The 19,342-nt window shown below is 70.4% G+C and carries 18 protein-coding genes; 6 read left to right on the forward strand and 12 right to left on the reverse strand.

What is annotated here, in order from left to right; translation table 11 throughout:
- The first annotated feature begins 77 nt into the window (after positions 1-77).
- Positions 78-752 carry an Lrp/AsnC family transcriptional regulator gene (locus KIK05_RS11980; protein ID WP_250562632.1) on the forward strand — a complete coding sequence of 225 codons (675 nt, stop codon included), beginning with the start codon at positions 78-80 and terminating at the stop codon, positions 750-752.
- Between the two features lie 116 nt (positions 753-868).
- Here KIK05_RS11980 and KIK05_RS11985 read toward each other — a convergent pair whose 3' ends face one another.
- Positions 869-1,219 (reverse strand): avidin-fold protein, encoded by a 351-nt coding sequence (locus KIK05_RS11985; RefSeq protein ID WP_308249873.1) that lies wholly within the window; start codon positions 1,217-1,219, stop codon positions 869-871.
- Between the two features lie 210 nt (positions 1,220-1,429).
- Here KIK05_RS11985 and KIK05_RS11990 point away from each other — a divergent pair, with 210 nt between their 5' ends.
- Entirely contained in the window at positions 1,430-2,971 is a 1,542-nt protein-coding gene (locus tag KIK05_RS11990) for an AMP-binding protein (protein WP_214410711.1), read from the forward strand.
- On the opposite strand, the gene KIK05_RS11995 is transcribed toward KIK05_RS11990, so the two are convergent.
- The 8 genes from KIK05_RS11995 to KIK05_RS12030 all read right to left on the reverse strand — a co-directional run bounded on the left by KIK05_RS11995 (position 2,961) and on the right by KIK05_RS12030 (position 14,412).
- Entirely contained in the window at positions 2,961-3,629 is a 669-nt protein-coding gene (locus KIK05_RS11995; RefSeq protein ID WP_214410712.1) for a response regulator, read from the reverse strand. The genes KIK05_RS11990 and KIK05_RS11995 overlap by 11 nt on opposite strands.
- Positions 3,626-6,187, reverse strand: a complete 2,562-nt coding sequence (locus KIK05_RS12000; protein WP_214410713.1) for a DUF4118 domain-containing protein — start codon at positions 6,185-6,187, stop codon at positions 3,626-3,628. Before KIK05_RS12000 ends, KIK05_RS11995 begins: the two co-directional genes overlap by 4 nt.
- Before the next feature lie 10 nt (positions 6,188-6,197).
- Complete coding sequence (locus KIK05_RS48075) at positions 6,198-7,061, reverse strand: potassium-transporting ATPase subunit C (RefSeq protein WP_214410714.1); 864 nt, start codon at positions 7,059-7,061, stop codon at positions 6,198-6,200.
- Positions 7,061-9,202: a potassium-transporting ATPase subunit KdpB gene (gene kdpB / locus KIK05_RS12010; protein WP_214410715.1), complete on the reverse strand. Its 2,142-nt coding sequence runs from the start codon at positions 9,200-9,202 to the stop codon at positions 7,061-7,063. Before kdpB ends, KIK05_RS48075 begins: the two co-directional genes overlap by 1 nt.
- The gene (kdpA, locus tag KIK05_RS12015; RefSeq protein WP_214410716.1) at positions 9,203-10,864 is read right to left on the reverse strand and encodes a potassium-transporting ATPase subunit KdpA; all 1,662 of its coding nucleotides are present in this window, start codon (positions 10,862-10,864) and stop codon (positions 9,203-9,205) included.
- Positions 10,864-10,953 (reverse strand): K(+)-transporting ATPase subunit F, encoded by a 90-nt coding sequence (gene kdpF / locus KIK05_RS12020; protein ID WP_214410717.1) that lies wholly within the window; start codon positions 10,951-10,953, stop codon positions 10,864-10,866. The genes kdpA and kdpF overlap by 1 nt, the downstream gene beginning before the upstream one ends.
- A gap of 367 nt (positions 10,954-11,320) precedes the next feature.
- Positions 11,321-13,192 carry an APC family permease gene (locus KIK05_RS12025; RefSeq protein WP_250562633.1) on the reverse strand — a complete coding sequence of 624 codons (1,872 nt, stop codon included), beginning with the start codon at positions 13,190-13,192 and terminating at the stop codon, positions 11,321-11,323.
- Between the two features lie 617 nt (positions 13,193-13,809).
- Positions 13,810-14,412, reverse strand: coding sequence for a helix-turn-helix domain-containing protein (locus tag KIK05_RS12030; protein ID WP_214410718.1), 603 nt, complete (start codon positions 14,410-14,412; stop codon positions 13,810-13,812).
- A gap of 108 nt (positions 14,413-14,520) precedes the next feature.
- Here KIK05_RS12030 and KIK05_RS12035 point away from each other — a divergent pair, with 108 nt between their 5' ends.
- From KIK05_RS12035 to KIK05_RS12050, 4 genes are all read left to right on the forward strand, one after another.
- On the forward strand, positions 14,521-14,952 hold the full coding sequence (locus tag KIK05_RS12035; RefSeq protein WP_214410719.1) for a hypothetical protein: 432 nt from the start codon (positions 14,521-14,523) through the stop codon (positions 14,950-14,952).
- A gap of 52 nt (positions 14,953-15,004) precedes the next feature.
- On the forward strand, positions 15,005-15,286 hold the full coding sequence (locus KIK05_RS12040) for a type II toxin-antitoxin system Phd/YefM family antitoxin (protein WP_214410720.1): 282 nt from the start codon (positions 15,005-15,007) through the stop codon (positions 15,284-15,286).
- A complete protein-coding gene (locus KIK05_RS12045; RefSeq protein WP_308249874.1) occupies positions 15,249-15,683 on the forward strand; it encodes a type II toxin-antitoxin system VapC family toxin in 435 nt (144 codons plus the stop codon). The genes KIK05_RS12040 and KIK05_RS12045 overlap by 38 nt, the downstream gene beginning before the upstream one ends.
- 72 nt (positions 15,684-15,755) lie before the next feature.
- On the forward strand, positions 15,756-16,226 hold the full coding sequence (locus KIK05_RS12050; RefSeq protein WP_214410721.1) for a hypothetical protein: 471 nt from the start codon (positions 15,756-15,758) through the stop codon (positions 16,224-16,226).
- 80 nt (positions 16,227-16,306) lie between these two features.
- On the opposite strand, the gene KIK05_RS12055 is transcribed toward KIK05_RS12050, so the two are convergent.
- The 3 genes from KIK05_RS12055 to KIK05_RS12065 form a co-directional block, all read right to left on the reverse strand.
- Complete coding sequence (locus KIK05_RS12055) at positions 16,307-16,537, reverse strand: hypothetical protein (RefSeq protein WP_214410722.1); 231 nt, start codon at positions 16,535-16,537, stop codon at positions 16,307-16,309.
- A gap of 204 nt (positions 16,538-16,741) precedes the next feature.
- Positions 16,742-17,791, reverse strand: coding sequence for a dipeptidase (locus KIK05_RS12060; protein ID WP_214410723.1), 1,050 nt, complete (start codon positions 17,789-17,791; stop codon positions 16,742-16,744).
- A 63-nt stretch (positions 17,792-17,854) separates the two neighbouring features.
- A complete protein-coding gene (locus KIK05_RS12065) occupies positions 17,855-19,285 on the reverse strand; it encodes a flavin-containing monooxygenase (RefSeq protein WP_308249875.1) in 1,431 nt (476 codons plus the stop codon).
- Positions 19,286-19,342 lie beyond the last annotated feature (57 nt).

The following is a 19,342-nucleotide window of genomic DNA, read 5'->3' on the forward strand; positions in this document are numbered from 1 at the left end:
GGATTGTGCGCTAATGATCCAGCCCATGGCTGCAAGCCGAGACGTATATCAGGTTTAGGAACGTCACAATGACCGAAATGTCAAGCTCGTCACCCTCCGGGACCGGGGTCCCTGGACGGATCGGCATCGGCCTCCAGATGGACGCCATCCATATGAAGATGCTCGAGATCCTTCGGGAGAACGCCCGGATCTCGGTGGCGGCCCTGGCCGAACGAGTGGGCATCTCGCGGGCCAGCGCCTACACCAGGCTCGACGCGCTGCGCGCCGACGGGGTGATCAAGAGGTTCACCGCCGAGGTCGACCACGTGCGAGCCGGTCTCGGCATCACCGCACTCCTCTTCGTCACCGTGCGGCAGCAGATGTGGAAGCAGTTCCGCGCCCAGCTCGCGCAGATGCCCGAGGTGGAGTACTGCGCGATCACCACCGGCCAGCACGACGCGATGATCCAGGTCAGGATGCCGGACGTCGCCGCCGTGCACACCCTGGTCACCGAGCGTCTGGCCAACATCCCCGCCGTCAAGGCGACCGAGACGGTCTTCATCCTCGACGAGGTGCTCAGGCGGCCGTACGTTCTCCCGTCCGACCGCCGTCAGCAGCCCCGCCAGAACCCGCGGAAGGCGCCCGCTCCCGAGCAGAGCCCCCGCAGGCCCTCCGGCATCGATCCTGAAGGCCCGTCCACCATCCCCCTCGGCAAGATGCGGTTCGTCGGCGCCGCCGAAGGCCGCGCCGACATGCACAAGGACGACGACTGACGCGCGAGGGGCGCGGCGGTGGTCTGAGGAGGAGGGAGGGTGAGGGACGAGCCCGTACGACGACGAAGGCCGCCGCCTCCAGGAGCGCCCCTCGCCCGCCGAGCGGAGCTCGGCAATCAAGCAGAGACCTCTTCGCAGACGCTGACGTGCAGGGTGTCGTCGCCGTCGAAGCGGAACTCCTCCACCAGGCGCAGCCGCCCGTCGGGCAGCGGTTCGATGCGGCTGCTGCTGCGGCCCCCGGCGCGGGTGCCGGCCTTCAGCGCGTGCACGTACGTGATGTCGATGACGTCGCCGTCCCGGGTGCCGACGAAGCGGCCCTGGGTGACGGTGTCGCCGGTGTAGCCGCCCCAGACGAGGCCGTCGGCCTCCTCGTAGACGAACCGGGTCGGCGCCTCGTGGTTCACTTCGCTCGCCGTCGAGCTCACCATGACGAACGTGCGGCCGTTGAGAGATTTCGTGTCGCTCACGTATCCGCATCGTGCCGCGCCAGGCGGGGCGCGCAACCCCGGCTGGACGTTTCGCTCGCCACCGCCCCGCCGCCGGGTGATCTGTCTCGCCGAGCGACCGTACAGAGGTTTGTTCTGTACGAGTGGCGGATACGGGTTGGGTGATTCGTACGCCCCGATCCCTCCAGATCCGGGGGCGTTTCGTCTGAACGGTCGTCCGCGAGGAGCCCCATGGACATCAGCGAGTTGCCCGGTTTCTACAGGATCGCCGAGGCCGACCCCGGCCGGCGGGCCGTGATCGACACCGACGGGTCCGTCACCACGTACGGCGAACTGCTCTCCCGGGTGAACCAGGTGTGCCACGGTCTGCGGGCACGCGGGCTGGTCCGGGGCGACGTGGTCGCGGGCGTCCTGCCCAACGGGCTCGACGCGGTGGTCATGCTGCTCGCCACCGGTCAGATCGGCCTGTACTACGTGCCGGTCAACTGGCATCTCACCCCCGCCGAGATCGGGTACATCCTGGGCGACTGCGACGCCAAGGTCGTCGTGTACGGCGAGACGGACGCCATGCTGCCCGGCACCGTGAAGGAGGCGTGCGCGGCGGCGGAGGTGCCGGCGGAGGCGGCGGTGGCCGGGTACGCGGGCCTCGCCGCGGGGATGCCGGACGCCCTGCCCGGCGACCGCTCCTACGGATCGGTCATGTGGTACACCTCCGGCACCACCGGCTTCCCGAAAGGCGTGCAGCGGCGCCTGCCGGACGCCGCGCCCGAGGACGTCGTCCCGGCCAGCAGGTGGTTCGTCGGCGAGGTGTGCGACCTGCGGCCCGGGGACGCCGTCCACCTGGTCACCTCACCGCTGTACCACTCGGCGCCGTGCGCGCACGTCGCGATCGCGTTCCACCTCGGCCACACCGTCGTGATCACCCCGAGGTTCGACCCGGTGAACATCCTCGAACTGATCGAGCGGCACCAGGTGACCAACTCGATGATGGTCCCCACGATGTTCCACCGGATGCTGCGGCTCCCCGAGGAGGTCAGGCGGCGGTACGACGTGTCCTCCCTCCGGCAGGTGATGCACACCGGCGCCGCCTGCCCGGTCGCCGTCAAGAAGGGGATCATGGAGTGGTGGGGGCCGGTGCTGTACGAGTACTACGGCTCCACCGAGGCGGCGATCGCCTTCTCCGTCAAGCCCCTCGACTGGCTGGCCCGTCCCGGCACCGTCGGCCGGCCGGCCCCCGGTTTCGAGGCGAGGATCCTCGACGAGGACGGTGGCGAGCTCCCGCCCGGCGAGGCCGGCACGGTCTACGTCAAGTCGCCCATGACCACCTTCGAGTACCGCAAGGACCCGGGCAAGACGGCCGCCAGCAAGCGGGGCGAATGGTACGCGCCGGGCGACATCGGCTATCTGGACGAGGACGGCTACCTTTTCCTGTGCGACCGCCGCACCGACCTGATCATCTCGGGCGGGGTGAACATCTACCCGGCCGAGATCGAGGCGGCCCTCCTGGAGCACCCGGCCGTGGCCGACGTCGCCGTGATCGGCGTCCCGGACGAGGAGTGGGGGCAGAGGGTCGTCGCCCTGGTCCAGCCCGTGCCCGGCACGCCCGCCGGCCCCGGCCTCACCGCCGACCTGCTGTCCCACTGCGCCCCCCGCATCGCCCGCTTCAAGCACCCCCGCGAGATCGAATACCGCGACGAACTCCCGCGGACCCCCACGGGCAAGCTGTCGCGCCACAAGCTCCGCGACGACTACCTCCGGCGGCTCAAGGAGTGAAGCGGTAGCCCATGCCGGGTTCGGTGAGGAGGTGGGCCGGGCGGGCGGGGTCGGGTTCGAGTTTGCGGCGGATCTGGGCCATGTACTGGCGCAGGTAGTGGGTCTCCTTGACGTAGGCGCCGCCCCACACCTCGGCGAGCAACTGGCGCTGGCTGACCAGCTTGCCGGGGTTGCGCAGCAGCAGTTCCAGGATGTGCCACTCGGTGGGGGTCAGCCGCACGCCGCTGGAGACGGTCTTGCGGGCCAGGTCCACGGTGTGCTCGCCGATCCGGACCCGCGCCGGCTCCGCCTCCTGCGCCGAGGTGCGGCGCGTCACCGCGCGGATGCGGGCGAGCAGCTCGTCGATGTGGAACGGCTTGGTGACGTAGTCGTCGGCGCCCGCGTCCAGCGCCTCGATCTTGTCCTGGTTCCCGGCGCGGCCGGACAGTACGATGATCGGCGTCGTGCTCCAGCCGCGCAGCCCGTGGATGACGTCCACGCCGTCGATGTCGGGCAGCCCGAGGTCGAGCAGCACGAGATCGGGGTGCCAGTCGGCCGCCTCCCGCAGGGCGGAGCCGCCGTCCTCGGCGAGGGCGACCTCGAAGTGCCGGGCCACGAGGTTGATGCGCAGCGCCCGCAGGATCTGCGGTTCGTCGTCGACGACCAGGACGCGGGTCACTCGGTCTCCTCGGGGGGAAGGGCCCGCTCACGGGTGTGGATGGCCAGCTTTATGATCATGGTGAGACCTCCTCCTGGGGTTTCCTCGGGCTCGAGCGCGCCGCCCATCGCCTCGGCCAGCCCCCTGGAGAGCGCGAGGCCGAGTCCGACGCCGCTGTGGTTGTCGCGGTCGCCGAGGCGCTGGAACGGCATGAAGATCTGGTCGTAGGCCTCCCGGGGGATGCCCGGGCCGCGGTCGATCACGCGGATCTCCACGTGCTCGCCGTGCCAGCTCGCCGTGACCAGGACCTTGGCGCCCGCGGGGCTGTAGCGCACCGCGTTGGTCATCACGTTGACCAGGATCCGCTCCAGGAGCGCGGGGTCGGCGACGACCTCGGGAAGGTCGGGGGAGATGTCGCCCTCGACGCGGTCCCTGAGCGGGCCGAGGTCGTCGACGGAGCGCGGCACGACGTCCTCGATCGCGGTCGGCTGCAGGGTGAGCCCGAGCACGCCGGCCTGCAGGCGGCTCATGTCCAGCAGGTTCGCCACCAGCCGGTCGAGCTTGGCCAGCGATTCGTCGGCGGTCGCCAGCAGCTCCTTGCGGTCGGCCTCGCTCCACTGCACGTCCGTGCTCGACAGGCTCTCCACGGCGGCCTTGGCCGAGGCGAGCGGGGTCCGCAGGTCGTGGCTGACCGCGGCGAGCAGCGCCGTGCGCATCCGGTCCGCCTCGGCCAGGGGCCTGGCCTGCTCGGCCTCCTCGCGCAGCCGCTCCTGGCGCAGGGCGATGGCGGCCTCGGCCGCGAACGCCTCCAGCACCCGCCGGTCGGAGGCGTCCAGGAGCCGCCCGGTCGTCGTCAGCACCAGGCGGTCGTCGATGGGCACGTCGGAGTCGGCGGCGGCCGGGGACGTACAGGGCGCGCCGCCCGAGGTGGCGACGACCCGCCACGCCTGAGGCTCGGACACGTCGTCCGGACTGGGTTCGCCGATCCGCTCGAGCAGCGTCACCGAGGACAGGCCGAAGGTCTCGCGCAGCCGCGCCAGCAGGGACGGCAGCGCCGCGTCGCCGCGCAGCACGTGCCCGGCCAGCGCGGACAGCACCTCGGCGTCCGCTCCCGCCCGCGCGGCCTCCCTGGTCCTGCGGGCCCCCAGGTCCACCACGGCGCTCACCATGGCGGCCACCAGCACGTAGACGACCAGCGCGAGCAGGTTCTGCGGTTCGGAGATGGTGAACCGGCCGATGGGCGGCGTGAAGAAATAGTTCAGCAGCAGCGAGCCGGCCACGGCCGCGGTCACGGCGGGCCACATGCCGCCCACCAGGGCGACCCCGACCACCATCAGCAGGAACAGCAGGATCTCGCTCGGCAGCGCCAGGTCGTCGCGGAAGGGCACGAGCGCGGCGGTCAGCGCCGGGATCGCCAGCAGCGCCATCACCCATCCCGCCACCCGGCGGGTACGGGTCAGGGCGGCGCGGGAGCGTTGGCGGCGGGCGCCCTTGCCGGCCTCCGGGTGCGTGACCATGTGGACGTCGATGGACCCGGACATCGCGGTGGTGGTGACGCCGACGCCCCGGGAGATCAGCTGGGCGAGCCTGCCCCGCCGCGAGGCGCCGAGCACCAGCTGGGTGGCGTTCACGCCGCGCGCGAAGTCCAGCAGCGCGCGCGGCACGTCGTCGCCGACGACCTGGTGGTAGGTGCCGCCGAGGCTCTCCACCAGGCTCCGCTGGCGCGCCAGTCGCGCCGGGTCCGTGCCGCCGAGGCCGTCGGAGCGGGTGACGTGCACGGCGAGCAGGTCGGCCCCCTTGGTGCGGGCGGCGATGCGGGCCGCCCGCCGTACCAGCGTCTCGCCCTCCGGGCCGCCCGTCAGGGCCACCACGACGCGTTCGCGCGCCTCCCACGTGCCGGCGATGCCGTGCTCGGCCCGGTAGCGGTCGAGCTGCTCGTCGACCTTCCCCGCCACCCACAGCAGGGCCAGCTCGCGCAGCGCGGTGAGGTTGCCGACCCGGAAGTAGTTCGACAGGGCCGCGTCGACCTTCTCCGGCGGGTAGATGTTGCCGTGGGCCATCCGGCGGCGCAGCGCCTCGGGCGCCATGTCGACGATCTCCACCTGGTCGGCCCGCCGCACCACCTCGTCCGGCACGGTCTCCCGCTGCGGGACCCCGGTGATCTGGTACACCACGTCGTTGAGCGACTCCAGGTGCTGGATGTTGACGGTGGAGATCACGTCGATCCCCTTGTCGAGGATCTCCTCGATGTCCTGCCAGCGTTTGACGTTCCTGGAACCCGGCACGTTGGTGTGCGCGAGCTCGTCGATCAGCGCCAGCTTGGGGCGGCGCGCGATGACGGCGTCGGCGTCGAGTTCGGTGAAGGCGGCCCCGCGGTGGACCATGGCCTTGCGCGGGACCACCTCCAGGCCCGTGAGCAGCGACTCAGTACGGGGACGCCCGTGGGGCTCGACGAAGCCCACGACGACGTCGGTGCCGCGGTCCAGGCGCCGGCGTCCCTCCGCGAGCATCGCGTAGGTCTTGCCGACGCCGGGCGCCGCGCCCAGGTAGATCCGCAACCGTCCACGGGGCGGGTTCATCGTCGGTTCCCTATCCCTTGAGCCGATCGAGGGCCAGGTTGAGCCGCAGGACGTTCACCGCGGGCTCGCCCATGAACCCCAGCCCCCGGCCGGCGGTGTTCTCGGCCACCAGGCTCCGTACCTCTGCGGGGCCGAGGCCGCGCTCCCTGGCGACCCTGGCGACCTGCAGTTCGGCGTAGGCGACCGAGATGTGCGGGTCGAGACCGGAGCCGCTCGCGGTGACCGCGTCGGCGGGCACCACGGCCCTGGCCGAGCCGCGGACGGCGACCGTACGGCCCGCCGAGTAGTCTTCCCCGGGCCTGCCGCACTCCACCTTCACGCCCTGGTATTCGGCGATGAACGGCGTCGCCGGGCAGGCCTGGTTGACGCTCACCGCGCGCGCCGGCGTGCCGACGGCCGGGAAGAGCTTCAGCACGGCGCCCACGCCGTCGGGGGTGCAGTACGGCCGCGCGCCGCTGACGCCCTCCAGCTCACCCACGGCCTTGCTCCGCGCGCAGACCTGGGTGAGCAGGCTCTGCTTTCCCTGGGTGCCCTTCGCCCCGGGCGCCGGGAGGGTGTCCACGATGTTCTCGGGGCCGAGGTTGCTCGCGCCGCTCGCCGCCGGGTCGTACCCGGCGCCCGCCGCCGACGGGCGGCTCTGGAAGTACTTCCCGATCGGCTTGCCGCGGGCGTCGGTGAAGGACTGGCCGATGAGCGCGCTGCCGACGTCCCTGCCGTCCTTCCGGACGATCGAGCCGTTGGCGCCGTCGTTGAACAGGGCCTGGGCGACCCCGGTGACCAGCAGCGGGTAGACCGCCCCGGTGAGCAGGGTGAGCACGAGCAGCGCGCGCAGCGCGGCGAGGTGCTGACGGATCCAGCTTGGCAGGCGTTCCATTACGACATCCCCGGAAGGAACTGGATGAGCAGGTCGATGGCCTTGATCCCGATGAACGGGACCACGATGCCGCCCAGGCCGTAGACGTAGAGGTTGCGGCTGAGCAGCTTGGACGCGCTGGACGGGCGGTACCGCACGCCGCGCAGCGCGAGCGGGATCAGCGCCACGATGACGACCGCGTTGAAGATCACCGCCGACAGGATCGCCGACTGCGGGCTGGCCAGGCGCATGACGTTCAGTGCGTCGAGGCCCGGGTACACCGCCGCGAACATCGCGGGGATGATCGCGAAGTACTTGGCGATGTCGTTGGCGATCGAGAAGGTCGTCAGCGCGCCGCGGGTGATCAGGAGCTGTTTGCCGATCTCGACGATCTCGATGAGCTTGGTCGGGTTGGAGTCGAGGTCGACCATGTTGCCGGCCTCCTTCGCGGCGGACGTTCCGGTGTTCATGGCGACGCCGACGTCGGCCTGGGCGAGCGCGGGGGCGTCGTTGGTGCCGTCGCCGGTCATCGCGACCAGCCGTCCCCCTTGCTGCTCCTTGCGGATCAGGGCGAGCTTGTCCTCCGGCGTCGCCTCGGCGAGGAAGTCGTCGACCCCCGCCTCGTCGGCGATGGCCCTGGCGGTGAGGGGGTTGTCACCGGTGATCATGACGGTGCGGATGCCCATGCGGCGCATCTCGTCGAACCGCTCGCGCATGCCCTGCTTGACGACGTCCTTGAGGTGGACCACCCCGAGGACGCGCGCCTTGCCGTCCAGCACCTCGCCGACCACCAGCGGCGTGCCGCCGGAGGCCGAGATGCCGTCGACGATGTGCCCCACGTCGCCGGTGGGGTGGCCGCCGCCGTCGCGCACCCACTTCATCACGGCGGTGGCCGCGCCCTTGCGCACCTGGCGGCCGTCCACGTCCACCCCCGACATGCGGGTCTGGGCGGTGAAGGGGATCCATGAGGCGTGGGCCAGCTCGCCCGGCTCCCGTTCGCGCAGGCCGTACGCCTGCTTGGCGTACACGACGATCGAACGGCCCTCCGGCGTCTCGTCCGCGAGGCTGGCCAGCTGGGCCGCGGTGGCCAGCTCCTCGGGGGACACCCCGTCCGCCGGCGTGAACTCCGACGCCTGCCGGTCGCCGAGGGTGATCGTGCCCGTCTTGTCGAGCAGCAGGGTGCCGACGTCGCCCGCGGCCTCGACCGCGCGGCCGCTCATCGCCAGCACGTTGCGCTGCACCAGGCGGTCCATGCCGGCGATGCCGATGGCCGACAGCAGCGCGCCGATGGTGGTCGGGATCAGGCAGACCAGCAGCGAGACCAGGACGATGCCGGTGACGCCGTCCCCTGTCAGGGACAGGGAGTCGGGGACGCCGGGGTTCTGGGCCTTGGAGTAGATCGCCAGCGGCTGCATGGTCGCGGTGGCGACCAGGAAGATGATCGTCAGGGCGGCCAGCAGGATGTTGAGGGCGATCTCGTTCGGGGTCTTCTGCCGGTCCGCGCCCTCCACCAGGGCGATCATGCGGTCGATGAAGCTCTCGCCCGGCTTCTGGGTGATCCGGACGACGATGCGGTCCGACAGCACCTTGGTGCCGCCGGTCACGGCCGAGCGGTCGCCGCCCGACTCGCGGATGACCGGAGCGGACTCGCCGGTGATCGCCGACTCGTCGACGCTGGCGATGCCCTCGACCACGTCGCCGTCCCCCGGGATGATCTCCCCCGCCTCGACGACCACGTGGTCGCCCTGCTTCAGCTCGGGGGCGCCCACGTCGTCCCACGACACCGTGGCCTGGCCCGGCCGCCAGCCCTTGAGCCGGCGGGCGACGGTGTCCCGCTTGGCGGCGCGCAGGGTGGCCGCCTGCGCCTTGCCCCGGCCCTCGGCCACCGCCTCGGCCAGGTTGGCGAAGATCACCGTCAGCCAGAGCCAGGCGACGACGGCCCAGGCGAAGAAGGAGGGGCCGGTGACGGCGAGCACCGTGGTGAACACCGCGCCGATCTCGACGATGAACATCACCGGGTTGCGCCACAGTGTGGCGGGGTTGAGCTTGCGCAGGGCGTCCGGCAGGGACGTGAGCAGCTGCCCGGGGTCCAGCAGGCCGCCGCCGATCCTCTTCGTGGCGGCCGCGCGGCGGCCCGGCACCTGGAGTACTGGGGAGGTCATCTATCGGATTCCTTCTGCGAGCGGCCCGAGCGCCAGGGCGGGGAGGAAGGTCAGCGCCACGAGGACGACCGTCACGCCGGCGACCATGCCGGCGAACTGCGGCCGGTACGTCGGCAGCGTGCCCGCCGACGCGGGCACCGGGGCCTGCCGGGCCAGCGAGCCCGCCAGGCCGAGGACGAAGACGATCGGCAGGAAACGGCCGAACGCCATGCACAGGCCGAGCGCCGTGTCGTACCAGGGGGTGTCGACCGTCAGGCCGGCGAACGCCGATCCGTTGTTGTTGGAGGCGCTGGTGAAGGCGTAGAGCACCTCCGACAGGCCGTGCGCGCCGGGGTTCAGCATGCTCGCCCGCCGCTCGGGCGAGGCCATGGCGAGGGCCGTGCCGAGCAGCACGAGCACGGGGGTGGTCAGGAAGTACAGCGAGGCCAGCTTGATCTCGCGGGAGCCGATCTTCTTGCCGAGGTACTCCGGCGTGCGGCCCACCATGAGGCCGGCGACGAAGACGGTGATCACCGCGAGCACGAGCATGCCGTACAGGCCGGCGCCCACCCCGCCGGGCGCGACCTCGCCCAGCATCATGTCGACCATCGTCATCATGCCGCCCAGGGCGGTGAAGGAGTCGTGGGAGGAGTCCACCGCGCCCGTGGACGTCAACGTGGTGGCCGCGGCGAAGGTGCCGGAGTTCGGGACGCCGAACCTGACGTCCTTGCCCTCCATCGCCGCGCCCACCGCCTGCGGGACGGTGCCGTGGTGGGCGAGCTCCAGCCCGGTGAGCACGGCGACGCCCGCGAAGGCGAGGACGCCCATCACCGCCGCGATCGCGTACCCCTGGCGCTTGTCGCCCACCATCCGGCCGAACGTCCGAGGCAGGGCGAACGGCAGCACCAGGATCAGGAAGATCTCCAGCCAGTTCGTCCAGTTCGTGCTGTTCTCGAAGGGGTGGGCGGAGTTGGCGTTGTAGAAGCCGCCGCCGTTGTTGCCGAGCTCCTTGATGGCCTCCTGGCTCGCCACCGGCCCGCCGGTGACCTTCTGCGTGGCCCCGGCCAGCGTGGTGACGTCGTGGACGCCGGAGAAGTTCTGGATCAGGCCGCCCGCGACCAGGACGAGAGCGCCGGCGAACGCGATCGGCAGCAGGATGCGGACCGTGCCGCGGACCAGGTCCACCCAGAAGTTGCCGAGCTCCTCGGTCTGCTTGCGGGCGAACCCCCGCACCAGCGCCATCGCGACGGACATGCCCACGGCGGCGGAGACGAAGTTCTGCACGGCCAGCCCGGCCATCTGCACCAGGTGGCCCATCGTGGACTCGCCCGAGTACGCCTGCCAGTTGGTGTTGGTGACGAAGCTGACCGCGGTGTTCCAGGCGATGTGGCCGGGGACGGCGGGGAGGCCCAGGCTCAGGAACAGCTTGTCCTGCAGGCGCTGCAGGGCGTACAGGAACAGGATCGACACGGCCGAGAACGCCAGCACGCTCCGCGCGTACACGCTCCAGCGCTGCTCGCTCTCCGGGCGTACCCCGACGAGGCGGTAGACCACCCGCTCGACGGCCAGGTGCCGGGTGCCGCTGTAGACCCGGTACATGTAGTCGCCGAGCGGCCGGTGGGTGAGCGCCAGGGCGGCGACGAGGGATCCGATGAACAGGATCCCGGCGACGGACGGCGACATCAGAAACGCTCCGGGAACAGCAGGGCCACGACCATGAAGATCACCAGGGCCGCGGTGACCGCGAGCCCGGCGGCGTTGACGGCACTCACAGCCGCTCCACCGCCTTGACGACGAAGCCCATGATCACGAATATCGCGACCGTCAGGGCGACGAAGATGACGTCAGCCATCCCCACTCCTCGAATCAATACCTTCCGGCCGCCCGGGACGGGCGGCCACAAAGCCAGCAAATCGCGGGGTTTGTAGCTGCTTGGCACGTCTTAACGGGTTCCATACGCCCCAGAGGTGATTATTGACGCCTCTCTTACACCCCCCACCGAACGCGCCGGCGCCGGTCGGGTGCGGGTGTGTGCCCTTTCCTCCCGCTCCGTGTGCTGCTTCGCATCGGCGCCGGGTCGGCGAGACGTGGTGCGGCGAAGCCGGCGCCGCCCTATGTCGGGGAACCCGGCGCAGGGCACTAGCCGACGTGGACGTGCGGGCGGCGCAGGGGGTCGGGTTCGGCCTGCCTGAGCACCTCCCGGGTCAGCGGCGGCACGTCGCCCCCGCCGAGCGCCAGGTAGCGCAGCATCGCCGCGATCGGGTTGCCCTCCGCCCAGTGGAAGTAGATGTGCGGCACCCTTCCCGTGCGGTCGCGCAGGTACAGCAGGAGCGCGGCCAGGGCGTTGGGGACCGTCGAACCCTCGACGCGCAGAACCCGGTGCCCGTACCGCTCCTCGCCCACCACGCGCAGCTCGGTCTCGAACTCCGAGGCGTCCGGCACGGTCACCTCGACGAAGATGGTCGGGTCCTTGCTGCCCAGGCGATGGTTGAGCCAGGTCTCGCGGCGCTTTTCGGTGTACTCGGTCTGGTCGCGCTCGTGCGGCTCGTTCGCGATCAGGTGGATCTCGCCGCAGGCGTCCTGGACGAACCTCTCGGCCTGGGGGTCGAGGTGGACCTCGGTGACACGCAGCTCGGTGGAGCGGGTGGCCCGCGAGATCAGCGACGTCGCGACGATGGCCACGATGAAGAACGACGCGATCTTCACGCCGTCCGGGCGTTCGATGACGTTGGCGACCAGGGTGTAGGCCAGCACCACGCCGATCGCGGCGAAGGCGAGGAACAGCCGGCGCTGCCGCCGCCTGCGGGCGGCCAGGGCCACCGCGACGTTCGCCGACATGAACAGCACCAGCACCCCCGTCGCGTACGCCCCGCCCTGCGTCTCGACGTCCGCGTCGAAGATCACCGTGATCGCGAACGCGATCAGGGTGAACACCAGCACCAGCGGCCGGACCGCGCGGGTCCAGTCCGGCGCCATGCCGTACCTGGGCAGGTAGCGCGGCACGAGGTTCAGCAGCCCGGCCATGGCGGAGGCGCCGGCGAACCACAGGATCGCGATCGTGCTGACGTCGTACAGCGTGCCGAACCAGTCGCCGAGGAAACCGTGCGCCAGGTAGGCCAGGGCGCGGCCGCTCGCCTTGCCGCCCTCCTCGAACTCCTTCGCCGGGATCAGCATGGTCGTGGCGAAGCTGCTGAGGATCAGGAAGACGCTCATGATCAGAGCGGCGACGGTCAGCAGCCGCTTGGTGCCCTTGATCCGCCCGCCCAGGTCGCCCTTCACCAGCGGCATGACCGCGACACCCGTCTCGAACCCCGACATGCCGAGGGCGAGCTTGGGCATGGCGAGCAGCGACAGCCCGATCATCGCCATCGGGCTGCTGTAGCCGGAGCTGAGCAGCCGCTGCCAGTCGACGACGACGTGCGGCCGTTCCAGCACGTGCAGCACCGCCACCGCCACGACGATCGCGTTGAGCACCAGGTAGACGGCCACCAGCAGGACGGCGATACCGATCGCCTCGCTGAAGCCGCGCAGGAACACCGCGCCGAGCAGGCCGAGCAGCACCAACGTCACCAGGACCTGCCGGCCGTGCAGGAAATCGGGGACGAAGGGGTTCTCGAGGATGTGGGCCGTGGCGTCGGCGGCCGACAGGGTCATGGTGATGATGAAGTCGGTGGCCGCGAAGCCGAGCAGCGCCAGGACGAAGAGCTTGCCCCACCACTGCGGCGCCAGCTTCTCCAGCATGGCGATCGACCCCTGCCCGTACGGGCTCTCCACCGCCACCCGCCGGTAGATCGGCAGCGCCCCCAGCAGGGTGAGCGTCACCAGCAGGAGCGTCGCCACGGGCGACAGCGCCCCGGCCGCCAGCGCCGCGATCCCCGGCTGGTAGCCGAGCGTGGAGAAGTAGTCGAGCCCCGTCAGGCACATCACCTGCCACCACGGGTGCTTACGATGCGGCCCCTGGTCCACCTGCCGGGAGTCGGCCTGCAGGCCCTCCAGCAACCACCTTCGCAACGGTCGCTCACCCGCCACGACAGACCCTGACACTCCAGCCAAAGCCGCCACCCCCGCGTAAAGGCCCGTAAAGACGATTTGGACCCTACAAAGGGCGGACGCCGGGAGATCGCGATCAAGCCGTCAAGAAAACGTCAATATTCGCCCGAGGCGGCCGTAACCGACGGAGGTTCGGCCATGGCGTCCATGGCCCGAGTCAAGGGTTCTCCCTCCCGTCGCGCTCGTGCTCCTCTCGGCGCCGCGTCGGTGAGGTGCGGGGCGGTGGTTCCGGCGCCGTCGTACGGCGGATGGGTTGACCTGGACCTCAAGGTGCGGGTTTAGCGTCGAGACATGCGAGTGGGGGAGCTGGCGCGCAGGGCCGGGCCACTCTCCGCCACGCGATCGACGATCTCACGGAAAGGATCACGCTGTTGACCGAACGCAGGGACACGCTCGCCGCGCACCTGGAGGAAGGCGCGCCCTGACCCTCTATCGCCGCCTCACCATGATCGTGAACGACGGTGTCGTCGAGCACGTCTTCTACCCGGTGTTCCCGCCGGACCGGCACGCCGCCGAGGTCCTCGGCTGGCTCCGCGCCCACTGAGGCACATCGCGCTGTTGGAGGCCCCGCGGGGGCGTCACTCGCCTTCCAGGTCCTCCGGCACGGGCGGACCGGGGCCGTCGTCGGGCAGGACGACCAGGCGGACGGCCATCTGGCGTGAGCCCGGCGGGTGGTCGCCCGGCTCGGTCGCGTACTTGCGCAGCAGCGCGTAGTACTCCTCGGCGAACGCCGCCACCTGCTCCTTGGTCATCCGGAGTCCGGCGCGGAAGATGTGATTCCAGCCCTCCGACCTGTCGTAGCCGGCGTACGCCCGCACGACGAGGTTCAGGTCGTGCGTCAGCTTGAGGGCGCCGATCTTCGTTGCGGCCTCGCGCTCGTCGTCCGTCATCTCCAGTCCCGGGGGCGTGAAGATGTCGGTCATCAGCGACCTCCACCAGCGCTCGCGACCGGTGGAGCGCTCCGCGATCTCGGCGATCAGCTTCAGGTCGGCGAGTTTGCGCAGGTGGTAGCTGGTGGTGCCGGTGCTCTCGCCGAGCGCCTTGGCGACGCTGGTGGAGTTCGCCTCGCCGTGCTCGCCGAGGTAGCTCAGGATGTCGCGGCGCACGGGGTTGGACAGTGCCTTGTAGAAGGCCTTGAGCTCCGGACCTGTGAGAACTCTCGTCTCGGAACGCTCGACCATGCCGACCAGCCTACTGCAGAGAACCTCTGCAGTCATCACCGAAATTATTTGCAGAGCTTCTCTGCAATGGCTACCGTGGAGGGGAAGGCGCCGGACCAAGGGGTGGAGATGCGCGAAAAGGTGATCGGATGCCGGCTTCCGGTTCCCAAAGATCCCGGCGGGACCTGGATCTCCGGCGCCCGCCCGGAACAGTCCACCGTCCCCTCCCGGCCCGCCGCCGTGCCCCTGGGGGTCGGCGTCCCGTCCCGGGCGCCCGGGGAGACCGGCGGCCCCGACGTTCTGGACTCCCGCCTCCGGGACGAGATCGACGACCAGGTCGCCGAGGCGTTCGACGCCTACCTGGCCGACCGCCTGGCCGAACCCGGCCCGCTGCGTTCGGCCCTGGCCGCCCGGAGCGGCGCCAAGGTCGTCCTGGCCACCGTCGCACTCGGCGCCCTCGCCACGGCACTGGCACCCGGGGGAGTGACCGTCGTCTGCTGGATCTGGGGCGCCATCACCGTCATCGACCTCGCCTGGCTCCTGTCCCCCCGCCGCCGTTGACTTTCTCGCAGATGGCGTAGCGCGGTGAGACACGTAGGGCTACATTCGATGTATGAAGATAATCACCCAACGTGAGTTCCGTAATAATTCCGCGGCCGTGATGGACGCCGTTGAAGCTGGTGAGGTCTACCACATCACCCGCAACGGTGTGGAAGTCGCCGAATTGCGTCCGCTGGCACGTAAGAGACGTCTGACGGCTGAGGAACTCGTGGCTCGGCACCGGCGGCTGCCTGTGGTCGATTACGAGCGAATGAGGCGAGAGGCCGAGGAGTTCTTCGGCAGTGACGAGCGAGTGGGTGAAGACGACGATCCGTGGGAGCGTCGCCGTGGCTGAGCGTGCCGATGTGGGAGTCCTGGACACCTGCACGTACATCGACCTCGCTCTGATCGATCCAGTGCGGTTGCCTGTCATTCCTGAGATCACCGCTATCACGCTGGCGGAGCTTCATCAGGGCGTCGCCATGGCGAAGGACGCGGAGAGCAGGGCCGCCCGCATGGAGAAGCTTGGGGCGGCGGTCACCGACTTCGAGCCGCTTCCTTTCGATTCCGACGCAGCCGCGCGCTATGGCACCCTGGTGGCCCTGACGATCGCGGCTGGGCGAGATCCTCGTCCTCGTAAGCTCGATTTGATGATCGCGGCGGTAGCGTCCACCCGCGGCCTGCCGCTCTTCACGCGTAACGGCGCCGACTTCAAGGGACTGCACAGCTCGCTCACCGTGGTTACCGTGTGACGGCGCCCCCAACATGGGTGACGAGGCCCTTCCGGTCAGAACCAACCGTTGCTCCGGGGCGTCCGACAACATGTGAAGCACAGATCATTTGGACGTGCGAGCGGCTGGCTGGCCGTGTTCGTCTTCGGCGTTCCCGCGCTGTTCCTGCCCGTGATGATCGTGGTGCTGGCCCCGGGCGGCGTCCTCCGGTTCGTCCTGCCGTACGGCCTGCTCCTGGTGGCCGCCTACCTCGCGGGCCTGATCGTGCTCCTGATGGTCCGCGTGCGGGCCCTGCCCGACTGGCTGCGGGCGCTGGTCGCCGTGGCCGTGGTCTACCTGGCCGCGCTCGTCACCCCCTCGACCGCCCTGATGGCGAGCTACCCGATTCACGTGCTGAGATGCGGCGGGCTGCCCGTCGTCACGACCGACTTCGCCTCCCCCATGACCTACTCCATCCCCAGGGACGACGACTACGGCATCACGCCGCTGGAATCCCACCTCTTCTGCACCGAGAACGAGGCCAGAGTCGCCGGCTACGACAGGAACACGTCCACGGACTCGTGAAGGGCGGCACGGAACGGGAACCCCTGGATGCCGAACGCCGCCTCCGGGGGCCGGGGCGGCGTTCGGTAAGGCCGCCTGGATCAGTTGTGCATGAGGGCGTAACCCATGGGGCGGTAGATGAGGCCGCAGTAGTAGCCGGCCGGGGCCGTCTTGAGGTCGATCTGGCACTGCCGCGCGCCCGTCGCCGTGTACGGGTACTCCTTGACGATCGTCACGGCGGAGGACGGGCCCGCGGTGAGGACGACGCCGGCGGCGGCCGTGGCGGCGACGACGGCGAGACCTGCGGACATGCGCTTGAGACCGTTCTTCATGTGAGCCCTCCGGTGAATCGCTCGATCTCGCGAATGATCATTACACGGCCGTCGCAGGCCGTTCCAGATCATCCGTACACCAAGATCATGTGGTGAATCTCCCATTTCGGGACGGTCCCAAACCCCGTACACTCCGCGCCCTCGCCGGATGTTCCTCCGTGACCGGGCCTGACGCCGACCGGCCAGCGGCGCTCCCGTCCTACCTCACCCGGCCGGCTGACCGGAGGGGCGGCCGAGTTCGGCGTGGAACAGCCGCATGACGTTTCCGCCGAGGATCTTGCGGATGTCGTCCTCGGCCACGCCCCGCTTGAGCAGTTGCTCGGTGACCAGTGGCATGCCGCTCGGCCCGTCGAGCCCGGGGATGGCGCCCCGGGTGTCGAGGCCGGTGGTGTCCTCCGTCTCGCAGGGCGGCGTGAGGTCGTCCATGACCTCGCGGATGAAGTCGGGCCCGAGGCCCACGTGGTCGATCCCGGCGACCTCCGCCACGTGCAGGATGTGGTCGGCCAGCCGCTCCACCGTGTACCCCTCCGGATCGTCCGACAGGAACGCCGCCAGGAAGTTCACGCACACCACGCCCCCGTTCGCCGCGACCGCCCGCAACTGGTCGTCGGTGAGGTTGCGGTGATGGTCGCGCAGCGCGCGGGCAGAGGAGTGCGTCGCGATGACCGGCCGGGTGGCGATCTCCAGCACGTGCGCCACCCCGGACGCGCCGAGGTGCGAGATGTCGAAGATCATCCCAAGCCGTTCCATCTCCCGCAGCGCCTCGACGCCCGGCGACGTCAGGCGGCTGCCGGTATCGTCCTCCCCGCTGCCGTCGGCGAGCGGCGTACGGCCCCAGTGCGCGATGGAGCCGACGCGGACGCCGAGGCGGAACAGGGTGGGGATGAGCTCCACGCTCGCGTCGACGCCGGGCATGCTCTCCAGGGCCAGGACCAGGGCGATCTTTCCGGCGGCGACCGCCTCGTCGATCTGCCGGGCGTCCAGGCAGATGCTCACCTCGTCCGGGTTGCCCTCGGCCAGCACGTGGGCGCACTCGATCATCCGCAGCGTCTGCCGGAGGGCGCCCTCGGGCCGGAAGTTGTGGTCGATGAAGACGGGCAGGACCTGCACGTCGACCCCACCCTCACGCAGCTGCGGCAGCCAGCGCTCCCGGAAGAACGACGCCCACTTCTGCGGCGGCCGCGCCGACACGGCCATCAGAAGGTCGTTGTGGGTGTCCGCCACGATCGCGTCCCGATGCAGGTCTTCGAACACTGTGACTCCTCTCGTCCGATCCGACCGTATACGCGGCGGACGGCGGACGGGGGGCGCGGCAGGTCAGCCGAAGCGGTACGCGTCCGGGCGCGGGGCGCGGGTGATGCGGCGGTAGAGCGTGGTCGGGCCCGGCCAGTTGTTGGTCACCCGCCCCGCGGCGTTCTTGTACCAGCTGTGGCAGCTCGCCTGCCAGACCGTGCGGGCCATCGCCCGGTCGAGGGCCCGGCGCCAGCCGTCCAGGGCCGCCTGCCGGACCTCCATCGGGCCCCGCGCGGACAACAGGGGCAGACAGCCCATGATGTACCGGACCTGCGCCTCGATCATCAGGATGATCGAGTTGTGGCCGAGGTTGGTGTTCGGGCCGTACAGCAGGAAGAGGTTCGGGAAGTGGGGAACGGCCACCCCCAGGTAGGCCTCGGCGCCGTCCTTCCAGATCTCGTGCAGCCGGCGGCCCGCGCGCCCGGTGATCTCGATCGGGGCGAGGAAGTCGGTGGTGTGGAAGCCCGTGGCGTAGATGAGGGTGTCGGCCTCGCGGGTGACGCCGTCCGCCGTCTCGACGCCCTTGGGGACGAGGCGGGCGATCGGGTCGGTGACGAGCTCGACGTTCGGCCTGGTGAGCGCCGGATAGAAGTCGCTGTCGATCACGATGCGCTTGCAGCCGATGGGGTAGGCGGGCGTGAGCTTGGCCCGGAGTCCGGGGTCGCCGACCTGCTGCCTGAGGTGCTCCTGGGCGCGCCGGGTGACCATGCGCCGGCTCCAGCCGCCGACCAGCACGGGATAGACCAGGCCCTCGATCACCCGGTAGATGCGCTCGCGGTTGGCGGCCTGCAGGAACGGCACGTACCGGAACGCCAGCCGCTCACTGCGCCCGTACTCGCCGTTGACCTTGGGGATCACCCAGCTCGGCGTGCGCTGGTAGACGTCCAGGTGATCGACGACGGGGGCGACGCGGGGGATGATCTGCGCCGCCGACGACCCGTTGCCGATCACCGCGACCCGCCGTCCGGTGAGCTCGTGCCCGTGGTTCCAGCGGGCGGAGTGGAAGGCGGTGCCCTCGTAGGCGTCCACGCCGGGGATGTCGGGCAGGCGCGGCCGGTTGAGCTGCCCGACACCGGAGACGACCACGTCGAACAGCTCCTCGCCGCCGTCGGACGTCGTCAGCCGCCAGCGGTTCACGCTCTCGTCGAACGCCGCGGCGGTCACCTCGGTGTTCAGCCGCAGGTGGGGACGCAGGCCGTACTTGTCGGCGCACCCTTCGAGGTAGGCCAGGATCTCCCGCTGGGCGGGGAAGCGGCGCGTCCAGTCGTGACGCTGCTCGAAGGAGTAGGAGTACAGGTGGGAGGGCACGTCGCAGGCGGCCCCGGGATAGGTGTTGGCACGCCAGGTGCCGCCGACGCCGCCGGCCTTCTCGAAGATCGTGTACGACGTGATGCCGGCCTTCTGGAGCTGGATCCCCATGCACAGCCCACCGAAGCCCGCCCCTATGATCGCCACCGACGGTGCCATTCGACAGCCCTCCAGGTGTCAGGACATGCTCACGTTAAGTCGTGC

The organism is Sphaerisporangium fuscum, assembly GCF_018531465.1.
Lineage (GTDB): Bacteria > Actinomycetota > Actinomycetes > Streptosporangiales > Streptosporangiaceae > Sphaerisporangium > Sphaerisporangium fuscum.